7 protein-coding genes are annotated in these 25,474 nt (G+C 37.3%); 3 read left to right on the forward strand and 4 right to left on the reverse strand.

Features of this window, described 5'->3' with window-relative positions; all coding sequences use genetic code 11:
- Positions 1–17: 17 nt before the first annotated feature.
- From NSP_RS21660 to NSP_RS21665, 3 genes are read right to left on the reverse strand one after another with little or no spacing between them, the layout of a single operon-like run.
- Positions 18–12,533: a non-ribosomal peptide synthetase gene (locus tag NSP_RS21660; RefSeq protein WP_006198652.1), complete on the reverse strand. Its 12,516-nt coding sequence runs from the start codon at positions 12,531–12,533 to the stop codon at positions 18–20.
- Position 12,534: 1 nt separating this feature from the next.
- Positions 12,535–13,335 carry a phosphopantetheine-binding protein gene (locus tag NSP_RS27105; protein ID WP_231859507.1) on the reverse strand — a complete coding sequence of 267 codons (801 nt, stop codon included), beginning with the start codon at positions 13,333–13,335 and terminating at the stop codon, positions 12,535–12,537.
- Positions 13,313–16,741: an SDR family NAD(P)-dependent oxidoreductase gene (locus tag NSP_RS21665; RefSeq protein WP_231859508.1), complete on the reverse strand. Its 3,429-nt coding sequence runs from the start codon at positions 16,739–16,741 to the stop codon at positions 13,313–13,315. Before NSP_RS21665 ends, NSP_RS27105 begins: the two co-directional genes overlap by 23 nt.
- 463 nt (positions 16,742–17,204) lie before the next feature.
- On the opposite strand from NSP_RS21665, the gene NSP_RS21670 reads away from it, so the two are divergent.
- Positions 17,205–19,067 carry a patatin-like phospholipase family protein gene (locus tag NSP_RS21670; RefSeq protein ID WP_006199155.1) on the forward strand — a complete coding sequence of 621 codons (1,863 nt, stop codon included), beginning with the start codon at positions 17,205–17,207 and terminating at the stop codon, positions 19,065–19,067.
- Positions 19,068–19,090: 23 nt separating this feature from the next.
- Here the strand turns inward: NSP_RS21670 and NSP_RS21675 are convergent, their stop codons facing one another.
- Entirely contained in the window at positions 19,091–20,461 is a 1,371-nt protein-coding gene (locus NSP_RS21675; RefSeq protein ID WP_006199156.1) for an AAA-like domain-containing protein, read from the reverse strand.
- Positions 20,462–21,298: 837 nt separating this feature from the next.
- Between NSP_RS21675 and NSP_RS21680 the strand changes: the two genes are divergently transcribed.
- Both NSP_RS21680 and NSP_RS21685 read left to right on the forward strand, forming a co-directional pair.
- Positions 21,299–23,746 (forward strand): hypothetical protein, encoded by a 2,448-nt coding sequence (locus NSP_RS21680; protein WP_044482858.1) that lies wholly within the window; start codon positions 21,299–21,301, stop codon positions 23,744–23,746.
- Between the two features lie 633 nt (positions 23,747–24,379).
- On the forward strand, positions 24,380–25,471 hold the full coding sequence (locus NSP_RS21685; RefSeq protein ID WP_173403316.1) for an isocitrate/isopropylmalate dehydrogenase family protein: 1,092 nt from the start codon (positions 24,380–24,382) through the stop codon (positions 25,469–25,471).
- Positions 25,472–25,474: the final 3 nt, after the last annotated feature.

Consider the following 25,474-nt stretch of genomic DNA (forward strand, 5'->3'; position numbering starts at 1 on the left):
TAGTGATGTTGAGATAGTTAGTTAGTCCTATTACCAAATACCATTGGCTCTGTTACCAACTGGTCATCAATAAAACCGCTACTAATGAAGTAGGAAATATAAGTTTCTAGCAATTTTTGGTCTAGCGCGGGATACATAAAATCAGTATTTACTAGCCCATTGATAGTGTTTTGATAGTCAATCTGTGGTTCGTCGTTGTTTTCTACCTCAGTTTTGGGAATAATATGAGACAAAAATCTTAAATTATCTGTATCAGACATTTGACTATAAAGTGAAATCTCTGAATGCCATTTCTCTACAGGAATCATCTGTACAGGGTATCCTAAAGAGCGAATCAAGTTAAACAAATCCTTAATTTTAGTAGATTCAGGATTGACTAGATGAAATGCTTTTCCTAAAGATTCCTTTTGTCCTGATAGATGAACAATCATCTTGCTCACATAGTCTACAGGAGTCAAATTATCTTCCATATTTATATCAGGAACTCTTCTCATTTCTAAACAACCTTTGACTAACCTGCAAAATAAATCATCTGTATTACTAATCCCTGTTTGGGTGTTTCCTGTAATTCTTGATGCGCGATAAATAGCCACAGGAAGTCCCAAATCACGAGCTTGCATCACTAATTTTTCTGCTACCCACTTACTTTGGATATAGCCATTATCAAGAGTTTGATATTGCTCAAGGGGATCGGATTCTAAAATCAATCCAGCCTCATTAGGAGAAGATGCTGATAAAACAGATGTGGTGGAAATGAAGTGCAAAGGTTTAACTTTGATTTCACTAGCTAAACGAATGATTTCTTGAGTTCCCAAAACATTAGCAGGTTTTAAAACAGAGTAGGGATAAATAACATTAATCCATGCACCACAATGATAGATAACATCTATCTGACTTGCTAACTGTTGAAATTCTGATGTGGAAAGACCTAAATGGTTTTTCCCTAAATCTCCAACTACAGGAATAATGCGTTTTCTGTAAATTACTGACCAGAGTTGATAAAATTCAAGCTGACTTTGTAGCTTTTGTTGTGCCTGTTCAATATCAGTAGCACGAATCAAACAATAAATATCAGCTTGGGTGTTTTGCAGGAGTTCATAAAGTAAATGACTACCCAGAAAACCAGTCACTCCTGTTAAAAAGATTCGTTGAGGTTTGTTGTTGTACTCTGTAGAGACGTTATATATAACGTCTTTACAAATTTGAATGCTGGCATCTAAAACCGCTTCTGCTTTTAAATCAAAGCTAGAGGTAGTAATGGTATCCTTCTGACTTGTTAGTAAACTATCAAACCCGGCCGCGAGTTCTGCTACTGTGGGGTTTTCAAACAAATAACGTAGGGGTAAATCTATTTGCAAGGTTTCTGTTAATAAAGACATCACTTGCATAGCGCGTAAAGAATTGCCCCCCATGTCAAAAAAGTTGTTGTGAATGCCTAACTGTGTTGTTCCTAAAACACTGCTCCAAATATCTGCTATTAGTTTTTGTGTGGGTGTATGGGGTAAAACAAAGTTAGTCAAATCAATGTCTTGACTGGGTGCGGGTAAAGCGCGACGGTCTACTTTACCATTAGTAGTAATTGGTAAAGCTTCCAACATCACAAAAGCTGTGGGAATCATGTAATTTGGCAGCTTTTGTTTCAAGAAGCTTTGTAATTCATTTTGGGTTAAGGATGGATTATCAGAAACAACATAAGCAACTAATTGTTTATGGACTGCTTGATCTTCTCTGAGCATCACAACCTGAGCAATTACATCAGGATGTTGAACTAAGAGACTTTCAATTTCTCCCAGTGCAACGCGGAAACCTCGGATTTTCACTACATCATCAATGCGTCCGATAAATTCGATATTACCATCGGGTAAATAACGTGCTAAATCTCCTGTTTTATAGAGGTAATGGGATGGTTGGTGAGCGAAGTCGAACCATTTACCATCTTTAAACGGGTTGAGAATAAATTTCTCTTGTGTCAATTCTGGGCGGTTGAGATAACCCCGCGCTAAACGCTCACCACCAATGTACAATTCACCTTTAACTCCTATGGGAACTGGTTGCAAATTAGAGTCAAGGATGTAAATTTCTGTATTAGCAACAGGACGACCTATGAGAACTGAATTGGTTTTTTCTGGTTGGTAATTCTGCACATCATAGACTATTGCTGTAACTGAGGCTTCCGTGGGACCGTAAGCATTTAAACAAGTGATTCTATCCCCTACGAATTGCTGCCACATTGCCACTGTTTCCGGTAAAACTGTATCTCCACCCACTGTCAATAAACGTAAACTTTGGGGTACGGTGGAGTATGATTGAGATACTGCTACCATCCATTCATGCCAATAAGCGGAAGTCAGGGTTAAAACAGTTATTTGTTGTTGTTCTATAAACTGGGCAAAATTGGCAAAGGAAGAAAACATTTGCACTGGTCTTAATACTACTGTTCCGCCTTTAAACCAAGTGGGGAAAATTTCTTCTAATGCTACATCAAAGCCGAAAGCTGCAAATTGTAAAACGCGTTGCCTTTGCCCGCCGTAGGCATCGCTACTCGTCAAACCAAATGCTTCACTAATGGCACTGCTATGATTTACCAAAGCTCCATGAGTTAACATCACGCCTTTGGGTTTGCCGGTAGAACCAGAAGTATACAATACACAAGCTAAGTTTTCCGGTATAACTTCACTCACCGGATTTTCTGGACTTTGAGAATAGAATACTTCACATTCTTGATCTAAGACAATTACTTTCACGCCTTCAACTGGCAAGAAGTTGAGTAATTTCTCTTGTGTGATCAATACAGAAATTTGTGAATCTTGGGATATGTAAGTTAATCGTTGTTGGGGATAATCAACATCTAGGGGGACATAACCGCCTCCAGCTTTGAGGACTGCTAACAGTGCTACAGTCATGGAGATCGATCGCTCTAAATAAATTCCCACCAAAACCTCTGGACCCACACCCAGAGATTGTAAATAATGGGCTAATTGATTAGCTTGGGTGTTTAACTGTTGATAAGTCAATTGTTGATCATCAAACACCACCGCTACAGCATCCGGTGTTAGTTCTACCTGCTGTGCAAATAATTGATGGAGACATTTACCTACAGGATAATCAGCTTGAGTATCATTCCACTCAACCAGTAACTTTTGCCGTTCAACTGCTGTTAATATGGGCAATTGGTCAATGCGTTCTTGGGGATTACTAACCACTGCTTCCAGCAAAGTCACAAAATGACCAATCATGCGCTCGATGGTGCTATGGTCAAACAGATCAGTGTTGTATTCCCACACTCCTACCAGTCCGTTAGCGGTGTTCTGCATGAATAAAGTCATATCAAATGCAGCTGTAACACCTTTAAATGGGACTGAACTAACGGTTAACCCATTTAACTCCAACTCAGACACAGGAGCATTTTGCAGGTTAAACATGACTTGGAATAGAGGTGTATGGGATAAATCCCGTTCTGGTTGCAATGCTTCCACCAGCATTTCAAAAGGCAAATGTTGATGAGCATAAGCACCCAAAGCCATTTCTCTCACACGAGTCAGCAATTCACTAAAACGGGGATTACCTGCCAAATTACTACGCATCACCAAAGTATTGACAAAAAAGCCAATTAACCCTTCTATTTCCGAGCGATCGCGGTTAGCAATGGGTGAACCTACCAAAATATCTGACTGTCCGGTGTAGCGATAAAGCAAGGTGTCATAAGCAGCCAACAGCGTCATAAACAGGGTATAACCTTGATTTTGACTCAGTTTGATCAATTTATCAGTTAACTCAACTGACAGGGCAAATTCATGAGTTGCACCAACTAAAGTTTGTACAGCAGGTCTGGGTCTGTCTGTCGGTAATGATAATACAGCTGGTGCGTCTTTAAGTTGCTGTTCCCAGTAAGAAAGTTGACTTTGCAGTACATCCCCTTGTAACCATTGTCTTTGCCAAATCGCAAAATCTGCGTACTGAATTGACAGAGGTGTTAAAGGTGACGGTTGACCTTGAGAATAAGCATTATATAGTTGTGTAAGTTCTTGAACAAAAACACCCATTGACCAACCATCAGAAACAATGTGGTGCATACACACTAACAATACTTGCTCTGTCTCGTTCAACAAGACTAACTGCACTCTCATTAACGCTTCTGTTCTTAAATCAAATGGTTTAATCATTTGTTGTTGCGTTAATTGTTCTACAGCTATTTCCTGTTCTGTTGTGGGTAAGTGCTGTAAATCAACAATTGATACTATTCCCTGTTCCTTGTTCCCTGCTTTCTGTTCCCTAATAACTTGAGTTGGTTGTCCATTAACAGCAATGAAATTAGTACGTAAAGCTTCGTGACGATGAATAATTGTTTGCAAACTTTGCTCTAAGGCTGCAATTTGCAGATTTCCCAGCAAGCGTAAAGCAGTGGGTATGTTGTATAAAACACTCTTTTGATCAAATTGCTCTAAGAACCACAAACGCTGTTGAGCAAAAGACATTGGTAAGTCAGAATTTTTTTCTCTTGGTAAAAGCGGTGGTGCTGAAATTTCTAAATTTTCTTGCTGTAACTGCCCAATAATATGCGCTAATTCGCCCACTGTAGGGGCAGTAAATAACTCATACAAAGGTAGTTCTACTTGGAAAATGTTGCGGATGCGTGAAACTAATTGTGTTGCTAGTAGGGAGTGTCCCCCCAGTTCAAAGAAGTTATCATCAATACCCACTGGCTCAACTTTCAGCACTTGCGACCAAATTTGGGTTAACAGTTCTTCAATGGGAGTACGCGGAGCAACATATTTTTCTAGCAGTGTGCTTTCTAAGTCTGGTGCGGGTAATGCACGTCTGTCTACCTTACCACTGGGAGTTAATGGGAAGGATTGCAAGATTACAAAAGCACTGGGTATCATGTAATCTGGCAATTTTGCTTTCATGAATTGCCGCAATTCGCTAACTGTGGGTGTGCTTTCTGGATGTGCTACCACATAAGCAACTAAACGTTTATTACCAGGGGTATCTTCACGGGCAATTACACAACATCCTTCCACATCCCCATATTGACTTAGTGCTGCTTCCACCTCACCCAACTCAATACGGAAACCACGTATTTTTACTTGAGTGTCAATGCGTCCCAAGTATTCAATATTGCCATCTTCTAGATAACGTGCCAAATCCCCAGTTTTATATAGGGTTAGGGACTGGGTAGGATGATTTTTTTCTTCCTGCCCAATGTTCAATTTAATAAATCTTTCTGCTGTTAAATCTGGACGGTTGAGGTAGCCTCTAGCCAAACTCACACCACCAATATACAACTCTCCTGGAATACCAATAGGTACAGGCTGTAAATTTTGATCTAAAAGATAAATCTCTGTATTGGCGATCGCCTTGCCAATGGGAGGCAATAGTGGCCAAGTTTCTACTGGAGGAGAAAGTGTAAAGGCTGTAACTGCATGACTTTCCGATGGTCCATAATGATTGTGCAGAGTACAATTACCCAGCTTACTGAACCATTGAGAAATTGCCGGAGTAATCTGCAATTGTTCACCAGCAGTAATAATTTCTTTCAGATCAGTTGCAAATAATTCACTATCAACTGCTACTTCCGCGAGTTGTTGTAAAGCGACAAAGGGAACAAACAATCTAGCAACAGCTTTTTCTTCCAGAAAACCCAATAAAGCCAAGGCATCCCGGCGTAATTCCTCTGTAATTAACACTAATGTACCGCCAGAACACCAAGTAGAGAAGATTTCTTGGAAGGAAACATCAAAGCTAATAGGAGCAAATTGCAGGGTTTTTGCGTCCTGAGCAACTGTGGTATTTTCCAATTGCCAGAGAATCAAATTACACAATGGTAAATGATTCATGGCTACACCCTTGGGTTTACCTGTAGAACCGGATGTGTAAATTACATAAGCTAAGTTATGGGTTTGTACAGCAGAGATGGGATTTTCTTGATTTAATTGGGAAATTACTTGAGTGTCAGTATCTAAACAGACAATTTTTGGCTGAGAAGAAGCAGGGGAACTCAAAACCTCATCTTCCCCTGCTCCCTGCCCCCCTGCTTTTTCCCGCTGGGGTAGTCGGTTGAGAAGTGACTGCTGAGTTAACAACACTGAAACTTGGGCATCTTCTAACATGAAAGCCAAACGTTCAGTAGGATATTCTGGGTCAAGTGGCACATAAGCACCACCGGCTTTGAGAATACCCAATATTCCTACAACCATTTCTAAAGAACGCTCAACACAAATACCTACCAAAACATTAGGTTTCACACCCAAATATTGGAGGTAATGCGCTAACTGGTTAGCACGGCTATTTAATTCATTGTAGGTCAGTTGTTGATTACCACACTCCACAGCTACAGCATTTGGTGTAAGCTCTGCTTGTTCCTCAAATAACTGATGGATACACTTATCAAGGGGATATTCAGTTTGAGTATGATTCCATTGTTTTAATAGCTGCTGTTTTTCAACTTCTGTAAGTAATGGTAATTGGGAAATTTGCGCTTTGGGGTTAACAGCAATTCCAGATAGTAATGTTTGGAAATGTCCTAACAAACGAGCGATTGCAAAATCATCAAATCGGCTAATATCATAGCTAATTCTTACCAATAATTCCTGACCAGGAATCACCATCACTGTTAAAGGATAATTGGTTTGCTCGATAGCCTGAAAGTTATCTATTGAGAAACCATAATTATTTTGTTGCGCTGCTTCATCAATTGGATAATTATCAAAAACAACAAGACTCTCAAATAAAGACGTTCCTCTGGGAACATCACTCAATCCTTGAATATCTACCAATGAGCTATAGGAATATTGCTCAGACTCAACTTGCTGTGTTTGTAAATCTTTCAACAAAGACAAAACTTCAGTTTCAGGCCAAGTTTGAACTCTTACTGGTAAGGTGTTGATAAAGAGTCCTACCATTGACTCTACACCCATCAAAGATGGTGGACGACCGGATACAGTAGCACCAAAAACTATATCTGGTTCTTGACTGTAGCGAGATAGCAGTAAAGCCCAAGTTCCTTGCACCAAATTATTCATCGTCAGTTGATGCTGTCGGGCAAAAGTTTGTAAAGCCTCTGTTTGTTGCGCTGTCAGTTGGATTTTTTCTTCTCTGTAACTAGAATCTAAATGTTTGCGGCTTGAGGATAATTTATCAACTGTTAAAGGAGTAGGTGCAGTAAAACCTTGAAGTTTTTGTCTCCAAAATTCTGGAGATTGGGTAAAGTCTTGTTGTTGTAACCAACCAATATAGTTGCGGTAGCCTATAGCTGGTGGTAGTGTCTTAATTTCACCCTGAGAAATTGCGTGATAAAAATACAAGAAGTTTTGGAAAAGTAAAGGTACTGACCAGCCATCAAGCAATAAATGATGAAAATTCCAAACAAATTGATATCTATCTGCATTTAATTGAATGAGACTCAAGTTCATCAATGGTGCAACAGAAAGTTGGAAACCCTGTTGTCGGTGTGACTGTAATAAAGATTCTAGTTTTTGTTGTTGCTGTTGTGGAGATAGCAAACGCCAATCATCACTGTGTACTTTAACATCCACTTGCCGATATACTACTTGCAGTGGTTGATCTAATTGTTCCCATACAAAAGCAGTCCGCAAAACGGAATATCTGGCTACTACTTGCTGCCAAGCTTGCTCAAAAGCTTGTATGTTGACATTACCACTCAAACTGTAAATTAACTGCTCAAAATATGCCTGAGAATCAGGAGCATACAAACTTTCAAACAGTATCCCTTCTTGCATAGGGGAGAGTGGATAAATATCTTGAATATTGCGCGAATTATTTTTGCCTAAACTTGCTAATAGTTGGTCTATTTCTAACTGGTTGAGCTTCAATAACGGGAAATCTGAAGGTGTGTTACCTACACTTTCAGGTAATGCACAATGGGCAATAAGTTCTTGTAAAGTCTTGACAAATTCCTGTGCTAGATTTTCGATTGTGGCACGTTGATGGAGATTTGTACTGTAAGTCCACTCTATTCGCAGCTTTTCTTCGGCAATAATGCTGTCAATTTCTAACACATAAGGGCGGTTGTTTTGTAAACCGTGCATTTTTCCCGCAGACTCACTAGCTACCTGCATCCAAGAAGTTGTATTGATCTGTTGATCAAATTGACCCAAATAATTAAAACTGATTTCGGCTTGGGGTAATGTTTTTAGTTGAGTAGCAATTTCTGGATCTTGACTTAGATAGCACAATAGTCCATAGCCAATGCCTTTATTGGGAATAGCCCGCAGTTGTTCTTTAACAGATTTTAAAGCATCCGCTAGATTGTCTGTAGCTGGGAGTTCTACCACTACAGGGAAGATGGTTGTAAACCAACCAATGGTACGTGATAAATCTACACCATCAACTATATCTTCTCGTCCATGACCTTCTAAATTGAACAGCACATTCTTAGAGTTAGTCCATTTGCTCAAAACTAAGGCCAAGGCTGTCAGTAGGACATCGTTAATTTGAGTGTTGTAAGCTTTTGGTACATCGTGCAGTAAGGCTTGAGTTTCTGCCTCACTTAAAGACAATAATACTGTGTTAGCTGCGGCAACAGTATTTTCCCCTTTTGTATAGTCCACGGGGATAGAAGGAACTGCGGCGCGAGTTTCATTCAACCAATAAGCTGCTTCAGACTTGAGAGCTTGTGATTGTGCATAAGCTGTTAATTTCTCAGACCAATCTTTAAAAGCAGTGGTTTTGGCAGGAAGTTGAATGGCTTTACTTTGATCAAGTTGCTGGTAAGCTGTCTGTAAATCGTCTAATAAAATCCGCCAAGAAACACCATCAATGGCTAAGTGATGGATAGCTATGAGTAATTGCGCTCTTTTTTGATTACCCAGATTAAAAAAGGCGACTTGCACTAGATTGTCTGACAGATTTAAACTCGCCTGAAACAAAGCTACTTTAGCTTCAATAGCTGCTTGTTGTTCACTCTCTGGCAATACAGATATGTCTATTTCAGAGAAAGCAATATTATCATTGGGCGCAGAGTACATCTGTTGCCAATTAGACTCAGACTGTGTAAACCGTAAGCGCAAAGCATCATGATGTACTAGCAATTGCTGGAATACTTGTTTTAATAGCTCTGGTTTGAGGTCAGAGGGAAATGAGAGCAAAAAAGCTTGATTAAAATGGTGAGCTTCAGGGAGATTTTGCTCAAAAAACCAGTGTTGAATGGGTGTTAGAGGTAATGCACCTGTGACTACTTCTTGTTTGACTTCTATAGTCTTGACTGTACCTGCTACTGCTGCTAACTGGGCGATCGCTTGATGGGCAAAAAGTTGTTTCAGTGTCAGTTGCAGTCCTGCTTGCTTGGCTTTGGCAAGAATTTGGATACTGAGAATAGAATCTCCACCGAGTTCAAAGAAGTTATCGTAAATACCTACTTGCTTTACTCTCAGCACTTCTGCCCAAATCTGCGCTAGTATTTTTTCGGTTTGATTACGCGGAGCCACAAAACTTACTTCTAGTCCATCACGAGAGTCTGGTGCTGGTAAGGCTCGCCGATCTATCTTACCGTTGGGAGTTACAGGTAAAGACTCTAGTATCACAAAAGCATGAGGCACCATATACTCTGGAAGTTTTTCTTTGAGATATTGGCGCAGTTCACCTATGGTTACTGTACAGTGCTGATCTGGCACTACGTAGGCGACTAGTTGCTTCTGTCCAGGGATATCTTCACGAGCAATAACACAGGATGTCCGTATGTCAGGATTGCGGTTGAGTGCGGTTTCGACTTCTCCCAACTCAATGCGAAAACCACGAATTTTTACTTGATTATCAATCCGTCCCAAGTATTCGATATTGCCATCAGCACCCCATCTTGCTAAGTCGCCAGTTTTGTAAATTCGCTCAACTTGACCGAAGATATCAATTGTAATAAATTTTTCAGCAGTAGTTTCGGGACGATTTAAATACCCTCTAGCTAAACCAACCCCAGCAATACACAATTCCCCTGGTATTCCTGGCGGTAATGGTTGATGATGTGCATCTAAGATATAGATGCGGAGATTAGATAATGGTTTACCTATGGGTGGTTTCTTACCATTAGGTTGACAAAGAAATATAGTAGCCGTCACCGTGGATTCTGTTGGCCCGTAGCAATTGTAGAAACGTCTCTTTGTTCCCCACTGATTAACTAATTCAGTAGTACAAGCCTCCCCACCAACTGTTAGACATTGTAAATCAGGTAAACTCGCCTTCGGTAAGACAGATAAAGCCGAAGGCGATAAAAAGCTATGGGTAATTTTGTTTGCAGTTAAAAAGTCAACTAAGCTTTGACTTGGTAATAAAGTTTCCTTATTTGCCAAATACAAACAAGCACCCGTGACGAAAGCCGTGGTAATTTCAGCCACAGATAAATCAAAACTAAAAGAACCAAATTGTAGCAAACGGCTGTGGTTTTGAACTTGGAAAGTCTTAGCCCAAGTTAAACTTAAATTGACAATGGCGCTATGCTCAATCATTACCCCCTTGGGTCTTCCTGTAGAGCCAGAGGTATAAATTACGTAGGCTAAATGATCAGGCTGACTTTGGAGACTGGGATTTTCAGTTAACGCTAAATTAAAAGTTTCTTGGTCTAAACAAATGATCTGACAAGGGTTTGCTTGGTTATCTAAAGGTAATTGATTTAATAGTGACTTTTGAGACAGCAACAAAGACACTTGAGCATCTTCGAGCATAAAACTCACACGCTCAGGAGGATATTCTGGGTCAATTGGCAAATAAGCCCCCCCAGCTTTAAGTATACCCAAAACTCCGATCGCCATTTCTAGCGATCGCTCAACACAAAGCCCCACCAGTGTATCTGGTTTTACACCCAAAGATTGTAAGTAATGTGCTAACTGATTAGCCCGACTATTCAATTGTTGATAGGTCAATTGTTGATTTTCAAACACCACAGCCACAGCATCCGGTGTTTTTTCCACCTGCTCCTCAAATAACTGATGCAGACATTTATCTTGGGGATAATCTGTGTGAGTATTATTCCACTCCACTAACAATTGATGCCGTTCTGACTCAGTGAGCAAAGGCAAATCCCGCACTTTCTCCTGGGGATCTTTGACTATTGCTGCTAACAAAGTTTGAAAATGACCGATCATCCTCCTAATTGTATCCGATGCGAACAGGTCACTGTTATATTCCCAAAATCCCTTTAATCCCTTTTTGGTCTGCCAAGCTGAGACACTCAAGTCGAACTTGGATGTACCTCGGTCTATAATTTCTGGAGTCAGACTAATATCAGGTAACTCTAAAGTATCCAGGGAGAAATTTTCTAGAACAAATAACGCCTGAAACAAGGGGTTATAACCCAAAGAACGTTCCGGTTTTAATGCCTCTACCACTTGTTCAAATGGTATATCCTGGTGTGCGTGGGCATCCCAAACCACAGAACGGACTTTTTCTAGTAACTGGGAGAAACTAGGATTCCCTGACCACTGGGTACGCAACACCAAAGTATTGACAAAAAAGCCAATTAATGTATCAATCTCTCGACGATTGCGGTTAGCAAAAGGTGAACCAATACAAATATCATCCTGACCACTGTAACGATGCAGTACCACAGCAAAAGCTGTTAACAGGGTCATAAACAAAGTTACACCTGACTTTTGACTGAGGGTGACAAGTTGAGATGTTAAATCTGCATCAATATGAAATTCTACACTAGCACCGGCGAAAGTTTGCTCTGGTGGACGTGGATAATCTGTTGGCAACTCCAACAAAGGAGGTGCGCCGGCTAACTGTTGTTTCCAGTATTCCAGTTGTTTATCTTGAACTTCTTTAGTTAACCATTCCCGTTGCCAAAGAGCAAAATCAGCGTATTGTATTGTTAACTCTTGTAAGGGGCTTGGTTTTCCCTGAATAAACGCTGGATAAAGTGCTTCTAATTCTTTGAAAAATACCCCCATTGACCAACCATCTATAATGATGTGGTGCATGGTGATCAGCAATAAATGGGATTCTGGATCTTGCTGTAGTAAAGTAGCTCTTATTAAAGGTTCTGTACCTAAATCAAAAGACTTGTTAACCTCTTGAGTGATGATCTTTTGTACAGTAGTTTCTGTAAAGTTCTGCACATCTATCACAGGAATGCTGAGATTTAAATTAGGTCTAATTACCTGGAAAGGGACCCCCTCTACCGTAGGAAAGTTAGTTCTTAAAACTTCATGACGGCGGATAATTTCGTTGATGCTTTTTTCTAAGGCAGTTACAGATAGTTTACCAACAATTCTGAGTTGGAAACTTTCATTATAAGATGTGCTTTCTCCATCCAATTGAGACAGAAACCACATTCTTTGTTGGGCAAAAGATAAAGGTAAATCTTTATCTCTGGCAACGGGAACTAAAGACAAAGAAGTAATTTGTGTAGCTGTTTGTGCTTCTTGTAAAAAAGCAATAATTTCTGTTTTACGTTCTTTAATTTGCTGTTTTATTTCTGCTGTCATTGCTCCTTTAGGAGCGCGAAAACGTAACTGACCGTCCTCAAGCCAAATTTTGATATCTAAATTATTCAGTACGGATAAAAATTCAAATATAGCCATTTTATAAATAATCCTCTTCGTATTCTTGTGATGATGTTTCAGTAAAAGTATTTTGACTTTTAGTTACTGCTTGAATTGCTTCAATAGTCTGAGCTAAACCCACAATAGTAGGTGCTTGCAATAAACGCTGGAGAGACAATTCTAGAGAGAAATCTTCCCGTAACTGAGCAATTACTTGACCAGCTAGTAAGGAATTTCCCCCCAATTCAAAAAAGTTGTCATGAATGCCTAAAAGTGGCAATTTTAAAACTTGTTGCCAACATTGAGCAATTTTTAATTCTATCTCGTTACGTGGTTCAATCTGCTCCCTATTTTCCTGATTGTTAATTTTTTTAATGAGTCTAGGTCGATCAATTTCACCGTTTTCTAAACAAGGCATTTCTGGCAGTTGTACAGAGTCATAAATACAAACATTGCCAAAATTATCTTGCACTTTTAAGCTTGGTAATTTAACAACCTCCCCAGTATTGGTTGTGAAATAGGCAGTTAATTTCTGTAAATTAAAAGTTGATGATTGCCAACGTTGAATATTTTGATTACTGCCCTCTAAACCTATCAATAAATTATGTTGTTGATGGTGTAAGCTGGCCAGCATAGAAGATATTGCTTGGGAGCAAGACATGATATATGAACCTTTAGCACGGATCAGATTTTTCATCTGATATCCTTGACTCATTCCTGTATCATCCCACATACTCCAACTAAAACAATAGCTGGTTAATTTATTGGTTAATTGATTTTGGGAATTTTGGTAATGAGTAAAACTATCGAGAAAACTATTAGCAGCAGCATAACCACCCACAGCAGTGCTGCCAAAAAAAACCGTGTGCTGAAGAAAAGTTAATAAAAATACTTGCCTGATTTTCTTTTGCTAATTGATGTAATACCCAAGCACCCAACAATTTAGGACGTAGAGTTGCGGCTAGGTTTTCCTGAGTTTCTTCTAGTACCTGTTGTTCGTGAAAAGTTCCAGCTAAATGCAATATACCATCAAGATTTGCACCCCATTTAAATTGAGCTTTTTCCACTATGATTTGCAACTGTTTTAAGTCACAAATATCAACGGCTTCATAAATTACCTCTCCCCCAAGCTGTGCTAATTCTTGATAGAGTTTGATGTGTTTTTCTGAATTTAAACGAGTTCTACCAACTAATAATAATTTAGCTTGGTAATGTTTTAACAAATACTGTGAAATTTCAATACCTATACCACCAAGTCCCCCGGTAATTAAATATGTTCCTCCTTGTTTGAAGGTAATTGATGATTGAGGTTTGCTGGTAAAATCAACTGGTTCTAAGCGAGAAATTAAACGTTGTCCATTTCTGTATGCTATCTCTCGTTCTTTTGAGGAAATTTGCATTTCTTGGAGAATTAAAACCCCATTTTCCTGAACTTCAGCAAAAGGTAAATCAATATGGCGACAGTTCAGTTTAGGTAGTTCTTGAGGAATAGTTTTTAACAGTCCTAATACTGTTGATTTCTCATAAGCTATAGGATCATCTGAGGCAATAGACTGAATATGAGAAGAAATAAATAGTAATTGAATAGAATTATCAGTACCTTGAACTTTGGCTAAAGCTTGAACCAGGAATAATAAACTATATATTCCCTGTGCTTGTGCTTTTTCTAAGATATCAATATTGTTAATTTCCTGATATTTATCGTAAGTCCAAAGATGAATAATCCGCCCAATAATAATCTTATCTGCTGCTAGGGATGCGATTAAAAGTTGATAGTCTTTGGCTGTTTCGGGATTAACTACATAATGAGAACTATTGATTTTTTGAAATTCTTTTCCAGGGTAAACGGTAATATAGGTTAGTTTATTTTCTGATAATTTTTGACATAAATAGTCACCCAAACCGTAAGCATCTATAAATACTAGCGTGGTATTAGTAATAGTTAAAGAAGAGTTAATAGTAATGGGTGATTTCGGTTTCCATACTTGACGGTAAAACCAATTGGGAATGGTATTACTATTACCCAGTAATATGTCAATGTGTTTAATAATTGATTGAAATTCACCTGTTTGGAAACGTTGGCTGAGTTGAGAACGTTGAATTTTTCCAATAGCGGTTTTAGGAATAATTTCTTTATTTACGGTAATTAAATAATCAGTATTTATTCTCACCTTATTCACAACACAAGCGCGAATTTCTTTGAGCAGAGTTAATAAATTTTTATCATCATTAAAAGAAGTATGGAAAAATATAGCTAATTTATCAGTATTGCTTCCTGGTTGTCTGACTGCACAGGCCGCTGTATAAGAAACTTCTACTCCTGTAATTTCTTCAACAGCAGCTTCGATTTCATGACAATAGTAATTTAATCCATTGATAATAATTACATCTTTGATTCTGCCAGTAATGGTTAAACGTCCTTGATCTAGAAATCCTAAATCTCCTGTATTAAACCAACCATCAGATGTAAAAACTTCTTCGTTTGCTTGAGGATTTTGATAGTAACCAGCAGTAACAGATGCACCTTTAACCTGTAAACGCCCAATGGTATTTTCTGTTACTATCTGTTCATTGTCATCAACAATTCGTAATGCAGCACCAGCAATTGGTAATCCTAACTCTACAAATGAAGTTTCATCTGATGAAGATTCTAGAGAAAAGTTGTCAGAGTAGGTAATACCAGAAGAGGTTTCACACATTCCAAAAGCTGGATGAATAGCATTTGTTGGCAAACCATGACGACTGAGAAGTTTTAAGAAATTTCTCGCTGTTTTTGTAACAATTGGTTCTCCAGCATTGATGATAAACTTCATGGAAGATAAATCCCATTGCTGACGATTGATTTCTACAGAGCGATCGCAAATCAGGGAAAATGCAAAGTTAGGCGACCAGCTAATGGTAGCTTGATGTTTATCAATCAAATCTAGCCACTGAAGCGGTTTCTGTACAATTAAGTCAGTAGGTACATGAATTTGCTGGCATCCTAAACTTACAGCCATGATACTCAGAGAAACTAACGCACCAACATGATCTAAAGGCATCCAGTTTAAAACACTTTCCTGGCTTGAGAAATGACCCATTAAAATTAAGCCAGTTGTCATACTCAAGATATTGCGATGATTTAACATCACACACTTGGGCATTCCCGTACTACCAGAAGTTAAAAATAAAATTGCTAAATCTTCTGGTTGACTAAGATGCAATTCTAAATCTGGTTCACATTGAAGCAACTGATCAACAGTGGCAATTTTAAAGTTTTCTAAGTTTAAAACTCTGGCAAAACCATCAATATCAGGAGCTAAAGAAGCACTTGTTAGTACCAAGGGTTTTTTCAATATTTGCCAAGTGTTTTGTAATTTACTGGCTGTATTATTAGCTGGTTCATAAATAGGCGCAATGGATACTGGAACTGGAACAAAACCACCCAAAACACAACCCCAAAAAGCACAAATAAAATCTTGATTATCTGCTAATTGAAAAATTACTTTATCCTGTGGTTTAAGTCCTAAGTTTCTTAGTCCTGCTAAAATTCTTTGGGCATCTTGCCATAATTCTCTATAAAATTGAATTGTCTCACTACCATCAGATTTAATGTAGATAATACCTTCGTTTGAATTTTTAGCGGCTCGTTGTAATACTTCTACTAAATTTTTAGGAGCGTCTGGAGAGTATGGCAGTGGTTTACCGTGACTAATGGCTAACTTTTTTGATGAGGATAGGTTTTTGTGTTCTATTTTCTGACTATGTGTAGTTGCTTGTATTTCTTGTTGGTTATTTTCATAGAGGTTTGCTGGAGTCTCCCCTAACAACTCTTCCAAATGCAAAGGAGGAATACTTTTAACTACAGGTTCAACAACCACCGCAACCCGATCAATTTCTGACAATGACTCTAATTGCTTTTCTAAATCTCGTATTAAGTCTGATTCAATTACTTCTAAACTAGCTAACGCAATTTCATCTATCTGCCCTGTCTCTGTGAGGGGTATAGTAGATATGGGTACAAATGCAGTGGGTATCAACTCGCTGGGGAGAATTGTTTGCAGGTGAGATAAAATTTGTTCTGGTGCAAACAAACCCGATGGAACTATATAAGCTATTAATTCCTGTTTTCCCTTTTCTGTTTGTCTCTTGATAACTACACAATCATCTACAGTCAAACTCAACCGAATAGCAACTTCTATTTTTTTGTATGTAAAATTTTCGTTAGTTGAAGTCGCTAAAACTTGACTATGGTTGTCTAACTGCATTATCTTTATATATCCTTATTAAGATTAAAGCGGCTGTTAATTATTTTTTAATTAATGCTGATTATAAGGTAAAACGTCCATTTATTTTAATTGATGTTTTTTTTAAGTTATGCTTATTTTAAAATAATGCTTATTAAGCAAACAAATAATCTCAGATTTAGCCATAAAATACAATAGCATTTTAAACATTTAAGACAACCGTTAAGACAGTTAAGACAGTTAAACTATATAATCAAAATGTAAATATAAATTTTTTTTAATAAATGGTAAAAAGTAATTAATAATATTAATTTATTGACATGAAGGAATTTACACCTACAATCCAATTTGTTTACACGCCAAGAACTAATGTTATACTATCAATCAGAATTGGAGTGATTGCAGGATTTTTATTTACACTGCTGTCTTCACAAATATTCACTCTTTCCCGTTTGTAAACTGAATAATTGGAGATAAAAATTCCGTGGTAAAAAAAGTAATTGAACAATCAGTTTTGACCTTTGATGGTCAACATGATTACATAGATTTTGGCAAAAATGATCCTGATCTGGTTTTGTCCCAGGGTACTTCAGGTTTTACAGTTTCAGGATGGGTTAATCCCCATCATCTCACTAGACAAGCTACTACCTATGGAACACGCAATGTCTTTTTTGCCCGTTCTTCAGACCGATACAGTGATAATTTTGAAGTTGGTGTTAGTCCTACAGGAAATTTAGATATTTACATTGATGAACAATTGAGCAAATTTATCAAAACCCTGGGTAATGGAGAATTAACCATTGGAGAATGGCACTTTTTTGCTATTGTTTTTAATCAAGGTGATCTTACCGTATATCTTGATCATAATCAATATATAGAATATTTTACAGGTTCTGCGTTAAATAAAGCCACAAGTCCGATCACTCTGGGGGGAACTTTACACAATAATATACATTTTTCAGGACAATTAGCTCATATTAGTGTCTGGAATTATCCATGTAATCAGGAACAAATTCAAGCTCATCGTTCTGGGTTAATAGTTGGGGATGAAGAAGGATTAGTTGCTTATTGGAAATTAGATGAAGGGGAAGGAACAATTGTCAATAATCAAACTGGGAACTTTTATCAAGGAAATTTGTATGGTAATCCTATTTGGAATTTAACACAAATTACATTTCTAGGAGAATCATCTGCGGAGGAAGAAACCAAAACCAAACAACCAGAAGCAATTTTTAATATCCAAGCATCACCTACATTATCTCAAGAGAAATTAGCAGAAGATATCAATCAAACAGAGCAACAAAAATATAAAATACTTGCCATTGATGGTGGTGGTATTCGTGGCATGATTCCTGCACTTTTGTTAGCAGAAATTGAAAAGCGCACACAAAAACCTATATTTAGTTTGTTTGATTTAATTGCTGGTACTTCCACTGGGGGAATTTTAGCACTGGGGCTAACTAAACCCCGATTAAATCAAGAAACATCTGATAAATTAGCAGAGGCTGAATACACTGCTGCGGATCTATCAGAACTATTTATTGAGTATGGAGTGGAAATATTTTATGAACCATTATTTGAAAAGTTACTTGGACCTTTAGAAGATATATTTTTACAGCCCAAATATGCTTCTACCAGCAGAGTAGAAATTCTCAAACAATATTTTGGTGATAGTCTGATAGAAAATAATCTCAAAGAAGTTTTTGTTACGAGTTATGATATCGAGCAGCGAATTCCGATATTTTTTAGCAACAAGTTGGAAAAACAACAAATAAAATCTAAAAAATTTCGCAATTTATGTGCAGGATTTTCGCTTTTAGATGCTGCATTAGCCACCAGTGCTACTCCCACTTATTTCCCTCCTCATCGCATTGTCACTTCTCATAATACTAACGGTTTTTATACTTTAGTAGATGGTGGAGTTTTTGCTAATAATCCATCCCAGTTAGCTATTTCCGAAGCAAAAAGTAGTAAACAAGAAGCAAATAGGATTCTGAATACGGAAGATATCTTAATAGTTTCTCTAGGTACAGGTTCGCTGACAAGTGTTTATCCTTATGATGAAGTCAAAAATTGGGGACTCTTACAATGGGGAAGACCACTTTTAAATATTATGTTTGATGGTAGTAGTGAAGTTGTTGCTGGAGAGTTAGAAAGGTTGTTTGCATTTAGTAATCGAGAAACTAAAAGTTCTTATTATCGGTTTCAAACATTTTTAGATGCAGAACTAGAAGAAATAGATAAGACAACTTTACGAAATACTCGCCAGCTACAAGCAGCAGCCAAGCAGATGATTGCTCAAAATAGCAAAAAAATAGATGAATTGTGTAGTCTTTTATTAGAGTAAACCAATTGCTTGTGGGATGTTAGTTAAACAATGGCAGATAATTGCTTGGCAAAATAAGTCCGATAGAGTTGGCAACTGGGTAATACGCGATCGCCATCAAAGGTAATTAATCCTAAACTTTCCAGTTTATAAGCATGGATAGGATCAATAACCAGACTTGCCTTAGTGGTAACAAGTTCAGTATATGTCCTGATTAAACCAGGATTGGCTAACAGTTTTACCCAATGTTGCTGCAAGTGATAGCGGTAAATACCACCATTAGCGATCGCCTCTTTGATCAAGTTTGGTAAAGTAATAGCCCCACAGTGAAGATAATACAACGCTAGTTGTGTCAATGCTGGATGACCGCCAATAAGAGATATCAATTGTGCCGACTCGTTGCCAGCAGTCCACCTTAACCCATATCGCCTAGCTAATTCTTCTACCTGTTCCTGAGTAAATTCTTGCAGACGGATAGGTAGCCCAATATTAAACGGAGAGTGATTGATATCTAAACAAAAATACTGTTCTGTTGAATAAGCAACTACTAACCTCAAATTTTTCCATAAATTATTTTGTCGTGATTCTTCGCACCAAGAACGCAACAAAGCAAAAAATTCCTGAGCAACTTGAGGATATTCAAAAAAGCGTTCTACTTCACTCAATACCAAAACCAGAGGGTTATTACTTTGCTTGAGAATATAATGCTGAAAGTAAAGGCTACAGGTTAACTTATAACCCACATCTTCATCCCAATGTTCATGAATATTAGGAGCCATACCTAGTTTTATGGCAATTTGGCTACAAAAAGAACGCAAAAACTTATTTAAGTGAGTTAAACAGTAAGCATCTATCTGGGAAAAACTTAAATTTACAGTGCGATATCCTTGTGCATCTGCAAAGGCTAAAAGACGTATTATCAAAGAAGTTTTACCCATCTGTCCAGGAGCGAGAATTCTAACTACACAACCTGGTTTAGTCACCTGTCGATAAATTAATTCCTCTATCCACTGACGCTCAATATATAAGGGAGAATCTAAAGATAGTGGTCCATCAGGATATGTGAATAAAGATGCATTTTCTGTTTTTACACATATACTATCTGATAATAAATCTGGTATTTTGGTTTCAAAATCCTCCTTTAGGAAGATGTAGTCTTCTTCATGGAGTTCTAAATTAAAGGTATTAAAACATAATTTTAAAGTTTTCTGGTCTACACCTTTATTTGCTGACCATAAGCGGCTGAGAGTTTTAGCAGAAACGTTTGTCTGGTACGATAACTGGTCCAGAGTCAATCGTTCTCCTTGGTTTTTTGTGATCTCCCAAGATGATATAGCTTCTTGTATCCGATGCATTCCTTGAGGAGATAGAAGCACACCTCGTCTTCTTTTTGATTGAATTTGTTTGACAGCCATAATCCAAAAAGTTGACTAAAATTGTTAGATATTGTAACTTTAACAAAATTAGCTACGTATAGCAGGAATAAGGAGAATTGAACCTCCCCACGTCTAAAGCCAGGGGATTCTTGCCCACCTGAAAAAGGCGACAACGGGACATTCAAGTATCCCTCTACTCACTCAAAGAGCTTTTGCTCTCATTCGCGCATACTTTCTGAGTCCTTCATATTTTAAAGATGAACGCTCCATATCCTGCCCTTATTTGCCCTTTAACTATTCCGAATCGAGTCGGATATGTCCGTTGCCGGGATTGCTCCGTACTAGGATATTTCAAGGCGCTGAAGGTTATTCCTACTTGTTTTCTCGCTAATCTATTTTAACACTGTGGCTAAAGCCACGCAATCGTTTGACGGAACTTAAAAGTTCTTACCGCCTTCTCCCCATGCCTAAAGTCAGGGGCTTGCGTCTCGTTTTTCGGTCAGTGCTGCCTTGTGGGTTTCCCCAAAGGTTGCAATTGTTTCTGTTCAGTATTCAGGAGTAAAATCCTTGTGTACAGATGTTGTATGCAACCTCTCTAGTTTCATAATCCTGACCACTGCTATAGCTCATAAGATCATAAATTTTCCATAGATAAATCAACCAAGATTCATATTAACACCCTATTAGATGCTAAGATCCCTACTGGAGTTTTAAGAAAATACAAAATTTTGTCTAAGTAAAATAGGTGACTCCGTAATTCACCAGCCTGTCTTTTGATACTAGCATTGAGTATCGTAGGCTATGTAGCTGGATATGTTGTTATTTCCAGCGCACTGCTGGTCTTTTTCTTGGTCTCAAACTCAGGTTAAGTTACTTATGTCTAACAGCATTGATTTAGCAGCGATCACCTTACCTGAAGCTATCAAATTAAAACTGAAAGCTTTAGATGATGTCAATTTAATTCCATCAAATTCTGAAACTTACTTAGATTTTGATGAAGATGTACATCTAGATTTAGACAAAATTTTTAATATTCATAGTAAAGTCGAATACATAAATGTGATATTCGATAGAATCATTACTGAAGTATTCGGCGACCATGAAATTATCATAGTTAAACCAAAATGTAAAATATATAAAATTGGTCAAGAAATAAAAATTCACTTGCAGGGATTACTAAATAACCAAAATATTGAATTAGTTTTGAGTAAGAACTCCACTTTAAAATATGAATTAAATCATAAATTAAGTTTCAGTAACCTCACAAATGCAGTCCCTATCATCAATAATTTTACCTTAGATAAACCAGAGATAATTATAGCTAATAATACCCATCCTTGTGTTCATACAAAAATAGGTAACATTAATTTAAATAGAGGATTTAATTTTCTTGGATATATTGATTTAAAAACCCTTCCTAAAAATCTCAATCAATTTATTCATAAACATTTAGGAATTAGTCATTTAGGAGGATTAGTCAGCATAAATTCAACAGGAGAAGTGAGTTTAACAGGAAATATTAAAGGCAAGAGAAACCTATTTTCTCAGCCACCATTACAGGCTGATTTTAATAATTTACTAATCGAATTAAATATTGATGCTAACTTACAGGCAAAATTTGGATTAACGGGAAATTTAATTATTCAAGGTTACGATCCCAGCCAAGAACATGAACCTAAGCTATTTCTTGCAGGAAATCTCTCACTCGAACCTGAATCTTTAACAGCATATTTCAGTCAGAAAGGTGAAAAAACCTGGCATAATCCCTATGGATTGATAGGAACTGAACTGCGTAATCTCAGATTTCAAGGAGGTGGAACATATTTACCTCCTTACTTTGATAATATCGGATTCATTGGTGATTTGAGATGGGAAGAAATAGACATTGAAGTAGCATTCCTTATAGATACTAATGATCCTCAGAGATTAGCATTAGTTTTAACTGTTAATCAACCCGTTAGTTTAATAGACTTATGGCAAGGTCCAGTCACTGCTTTTATTGAAAAACAATCAGGTTTCTCAACAGATTTAGTTAACAAAGCATTGTCCTTATTAGAAACATTGGATAATTTGCAGATTGAATCAGTGGATGCAGATGCAGATGGAAAACGCAACCCCTTGATTAAATATGTTCCCTTTTGCACAACAATTGCAGGACAACCGATATCAGAAGGATTAGAAATTAATGGTAAAATTCATGCTTGGGGTAATGAAGCGATTTTACTCCTGCAAGCTAACACAAGTTTAAATAATATTAGTGGTTCATTAAAAGTTTTTGAAATAGATTTAGGATTTGCCAAAATTACAGGAGCAGATGATGATAGTTTAGATTTAGCCTTAAAAGTAACACCTACCGAGCAGTATCTTCAGGGAGATGGCTATGTAGAGTTACTGGGTAACGAAATTGCAAATGTGGAATTTAAAATTACTGACACCAATGCGATATTTAAAAACTTTGATTTGAATTTAGCCAATCTGCTAAGTATTGATGTTGATGACTTAATTATAGATATCAAAACTGGTTGCGGTAGTGGTTTCGGAAAACTTTCCGTTTTAGGTAATAGTCTAGCAGGTATTACATTTGATATTAATCACAATAGTATTAATCTGAAAAATCTTGAAATCAATTTAGTCGGTTTCTTAACTCTCAATATTCCCCTGCTAACAGTTAATTTAAACAATCAAATTGCTACAGGTGAAGCAGATATAACTGCATTTAATCAAGATTTAGGTAAGGGTAAATTATTATTTAATGTTCAAGATGTTTTCATCAAAGACGTATTTCTGAATTTAGTTAATATTCTCAAATTAAATGTTCCAAAATTGAAAGTTGATTTAACAAAGAAAAAAGTTTCAGGTTTAGGTAATATAACTATTTTAGGTAAAAAATTCACTGCATTAGGTATTATCCTCAATGAAAGAGGATTGAAGGCAAAAAGTGATTTCAATTTTGGCATTTTAGCTTTTAATGGTGCTACAGTCACTCTCGGTAAAGACAACAATGGAAATATCAATAATTCAGCTAATCTTGTAGGGAATCTCAAGTTTTTGGGTTATACCTTTGCCAATATTAACGCTAAAGTGAATAGTGATAAATTAACTGCATCGGGTAGCTTCAATTTTGCTGATATTCTCATTCTTAAAGGAGTTAGTAATCAGAAAAAAGCCACAATCATCCTGAAAAAATCCAAGAAAGGTGTTTATAATTCAGTTAGTTTGATGGGCAGATTTTATTTATTAAACCAAGAACTAACATCAGTGAAAATCAGTCAGAACAATGGCATTATCAAGATTTTAGGAATGTCTGTTAATGTCAAAAATTAATTATAGTGTTCCGACTTGATTTATAAATTTTCCGTGGAGGCTGAGAATAGGGAATAGGGTTTTAGATCATTTGGGTGTACGGAGTTTTGTATAGCTTACGCCAAGCTATGCTATCAATAATCAAATAGGAGTCCTACCTATATAAAATTAATTTATAAAAATCACAATCAAATTTTTAATTTTTTTATAAAAAATCTTAACTGTCTTAAATGTCCTTGCATTCTGATTGAAAATCTGGGAAAAGAAGGAAAAGCGTGTTATACATTCAATACCTTAGCTAAATTACGAGGGTGAGATGATAATGCTTCAACCATGAACTCCCGTTTCTTGCTAGGCTTGGCAAAAACAATCAGTCCTAAAAATTCCTTGAAGGTTTCCCACAAGGGTTTTTTAATGTATTGACGGTAGGATAAGGGTTTTAGATTCTAAACAACCTTTTTCTCGAAACGCTTATGTATGCTTGTTTTTGCCGTTTTTGCCAAAAATTATCAAGGCTCTTATTTTGGCTACAGTATTGACACATTACACACTAATTTTATAAAGTATGATATTTCCAGCGTTGTTACTGAGGGGGAGTTCAGGTTTGACAATTTCAGGCTCGATGAATCCTCATCAATTAAAAAATACGGAACAATGAGGTCTTCAAGTAATCAGTCTTATCGCATTGTTGCTATTCCAGGTGAAGGAATTGGACCAGAAGTTGTGGCAGCTTCTCTACAACTTTTGCAACAAGTAGCGAAACTGGAAGGATTTACCTTGCAGGTAGATTATGGTTGGCTGGGTACAACCGCCTTAGAAAAATTTGGTACTTACTTTCCTCAAGCCACAGCCGAGCTATGTAATGGATCTGATGGAATTGTCTTTGGAGCAGTTACCCAAGGAGGACTGCTAGAACTGCGAAAACATTACGACTTTTTTTGCAATCTGCGTCCTATTCGGATTGTTGATAGTTTAGTAAATAAATCTAGCTTACGCCCAGAAAAAATCAAAGGACTGGATATACTCGTCATTCGAGAATTAGTCAGTGGTATTTATTTTGGATCTGCTGGACGTGCTTCAGATGAAAAAGGAGCTTATGGCTACCACACCATGCTCTATTACGATCATGAAATACGTCGCCTTGCTCGCCAAGCCTTGCAAAAAGCCCAACAACGTCGAGGAAAACTAACAGTAGCCCATAAAGAAAATGCCTTACCTAATTTGCCTTGGACTCGTTTAGTGCAAGAAGAAGCAGCCCAGTTTCCTGATGTTATTGTAGAACCAATGTTAGTGGATAATTTAGCCATGCAAATGGTTATGAATCCCCAGAGATTTGATGTAATTTTGGCCAGCAATTTGTTTGGAGATATTCTCAGCGATATTGGTGGAGCTTTAGTTGGTTCTTTAGGTTTATTAGGATCAGCCAGTCTTAATGCAGATGGATTTGGACTATACGAAGCAATTCACGGTACTGCGCCAGATATTGCTGGTAAAGGAATTGCTAATCCTTTGGGAACTATTGGAGCTTGTGTTTTAATGCTAGAGCAGTGGGGGGAAAAAAGAGCCGCCCAAATAATTATGGTAGCACAAGATCGAGTTTTAGAGCAAGGATATCGGACTGCGGATTTATCTCCCCAAGGCTCCGAAATATTAGTTAATACCGAACAATTAATACAGCTTTTACTAACAGAGATTTATAATTTACAAAATACAGAAATTGGGGTGCTGCATGAGTTCTATAAATAAAGA

Source organism: Nodularia spumigena CCY9414, from assembly GCF_000340565.2.
GTDB lineage: Bacteria > Cyanobacteriota > Cyanobacteriia > Cyanobacteriales > Nostocaceae > Nodularia > Nodularia spumigena.

Bases quoted from the DNA above. Each gene is read 5' to 3' on its own strand.
- NSP_RS21680 (WP_044482858.1), top strand. From the start codon at position 21,299: ATGTCTAACAGCATTGATTTAGCAGCGATCACCTTACCTGAAGCTATC.
- NSP_RS21675 (WP_006199156.1), bottom strand. From the start codon at position 20,461: ATGGCTGTCAAACAAATTCAATCAAAAAGAAGACGAGGTGTGCTTCTA.
- NSP_RS21660 (WP_006198652.1), bottom strand. From the start codon at position 12,533: ATGGCTATATTTGAATTTTTATCCGTACTGAATAATTTAGATATCAAA.
- NSP_RS21665 (WP_231859508.1), bottom strand. From the start codon at position 16,741: ATGCAGTTAGACAACCATAGTCAAGTTTTAGCGACTTCAACTAACGAA.
- NSP_RS21685 (WP_173403316.1), top strand. From the start codon at position 24,380: ATGAGGTCTTCAAGTAATCAGTCTTATCGCATTGTTGCTATTCCAGGT.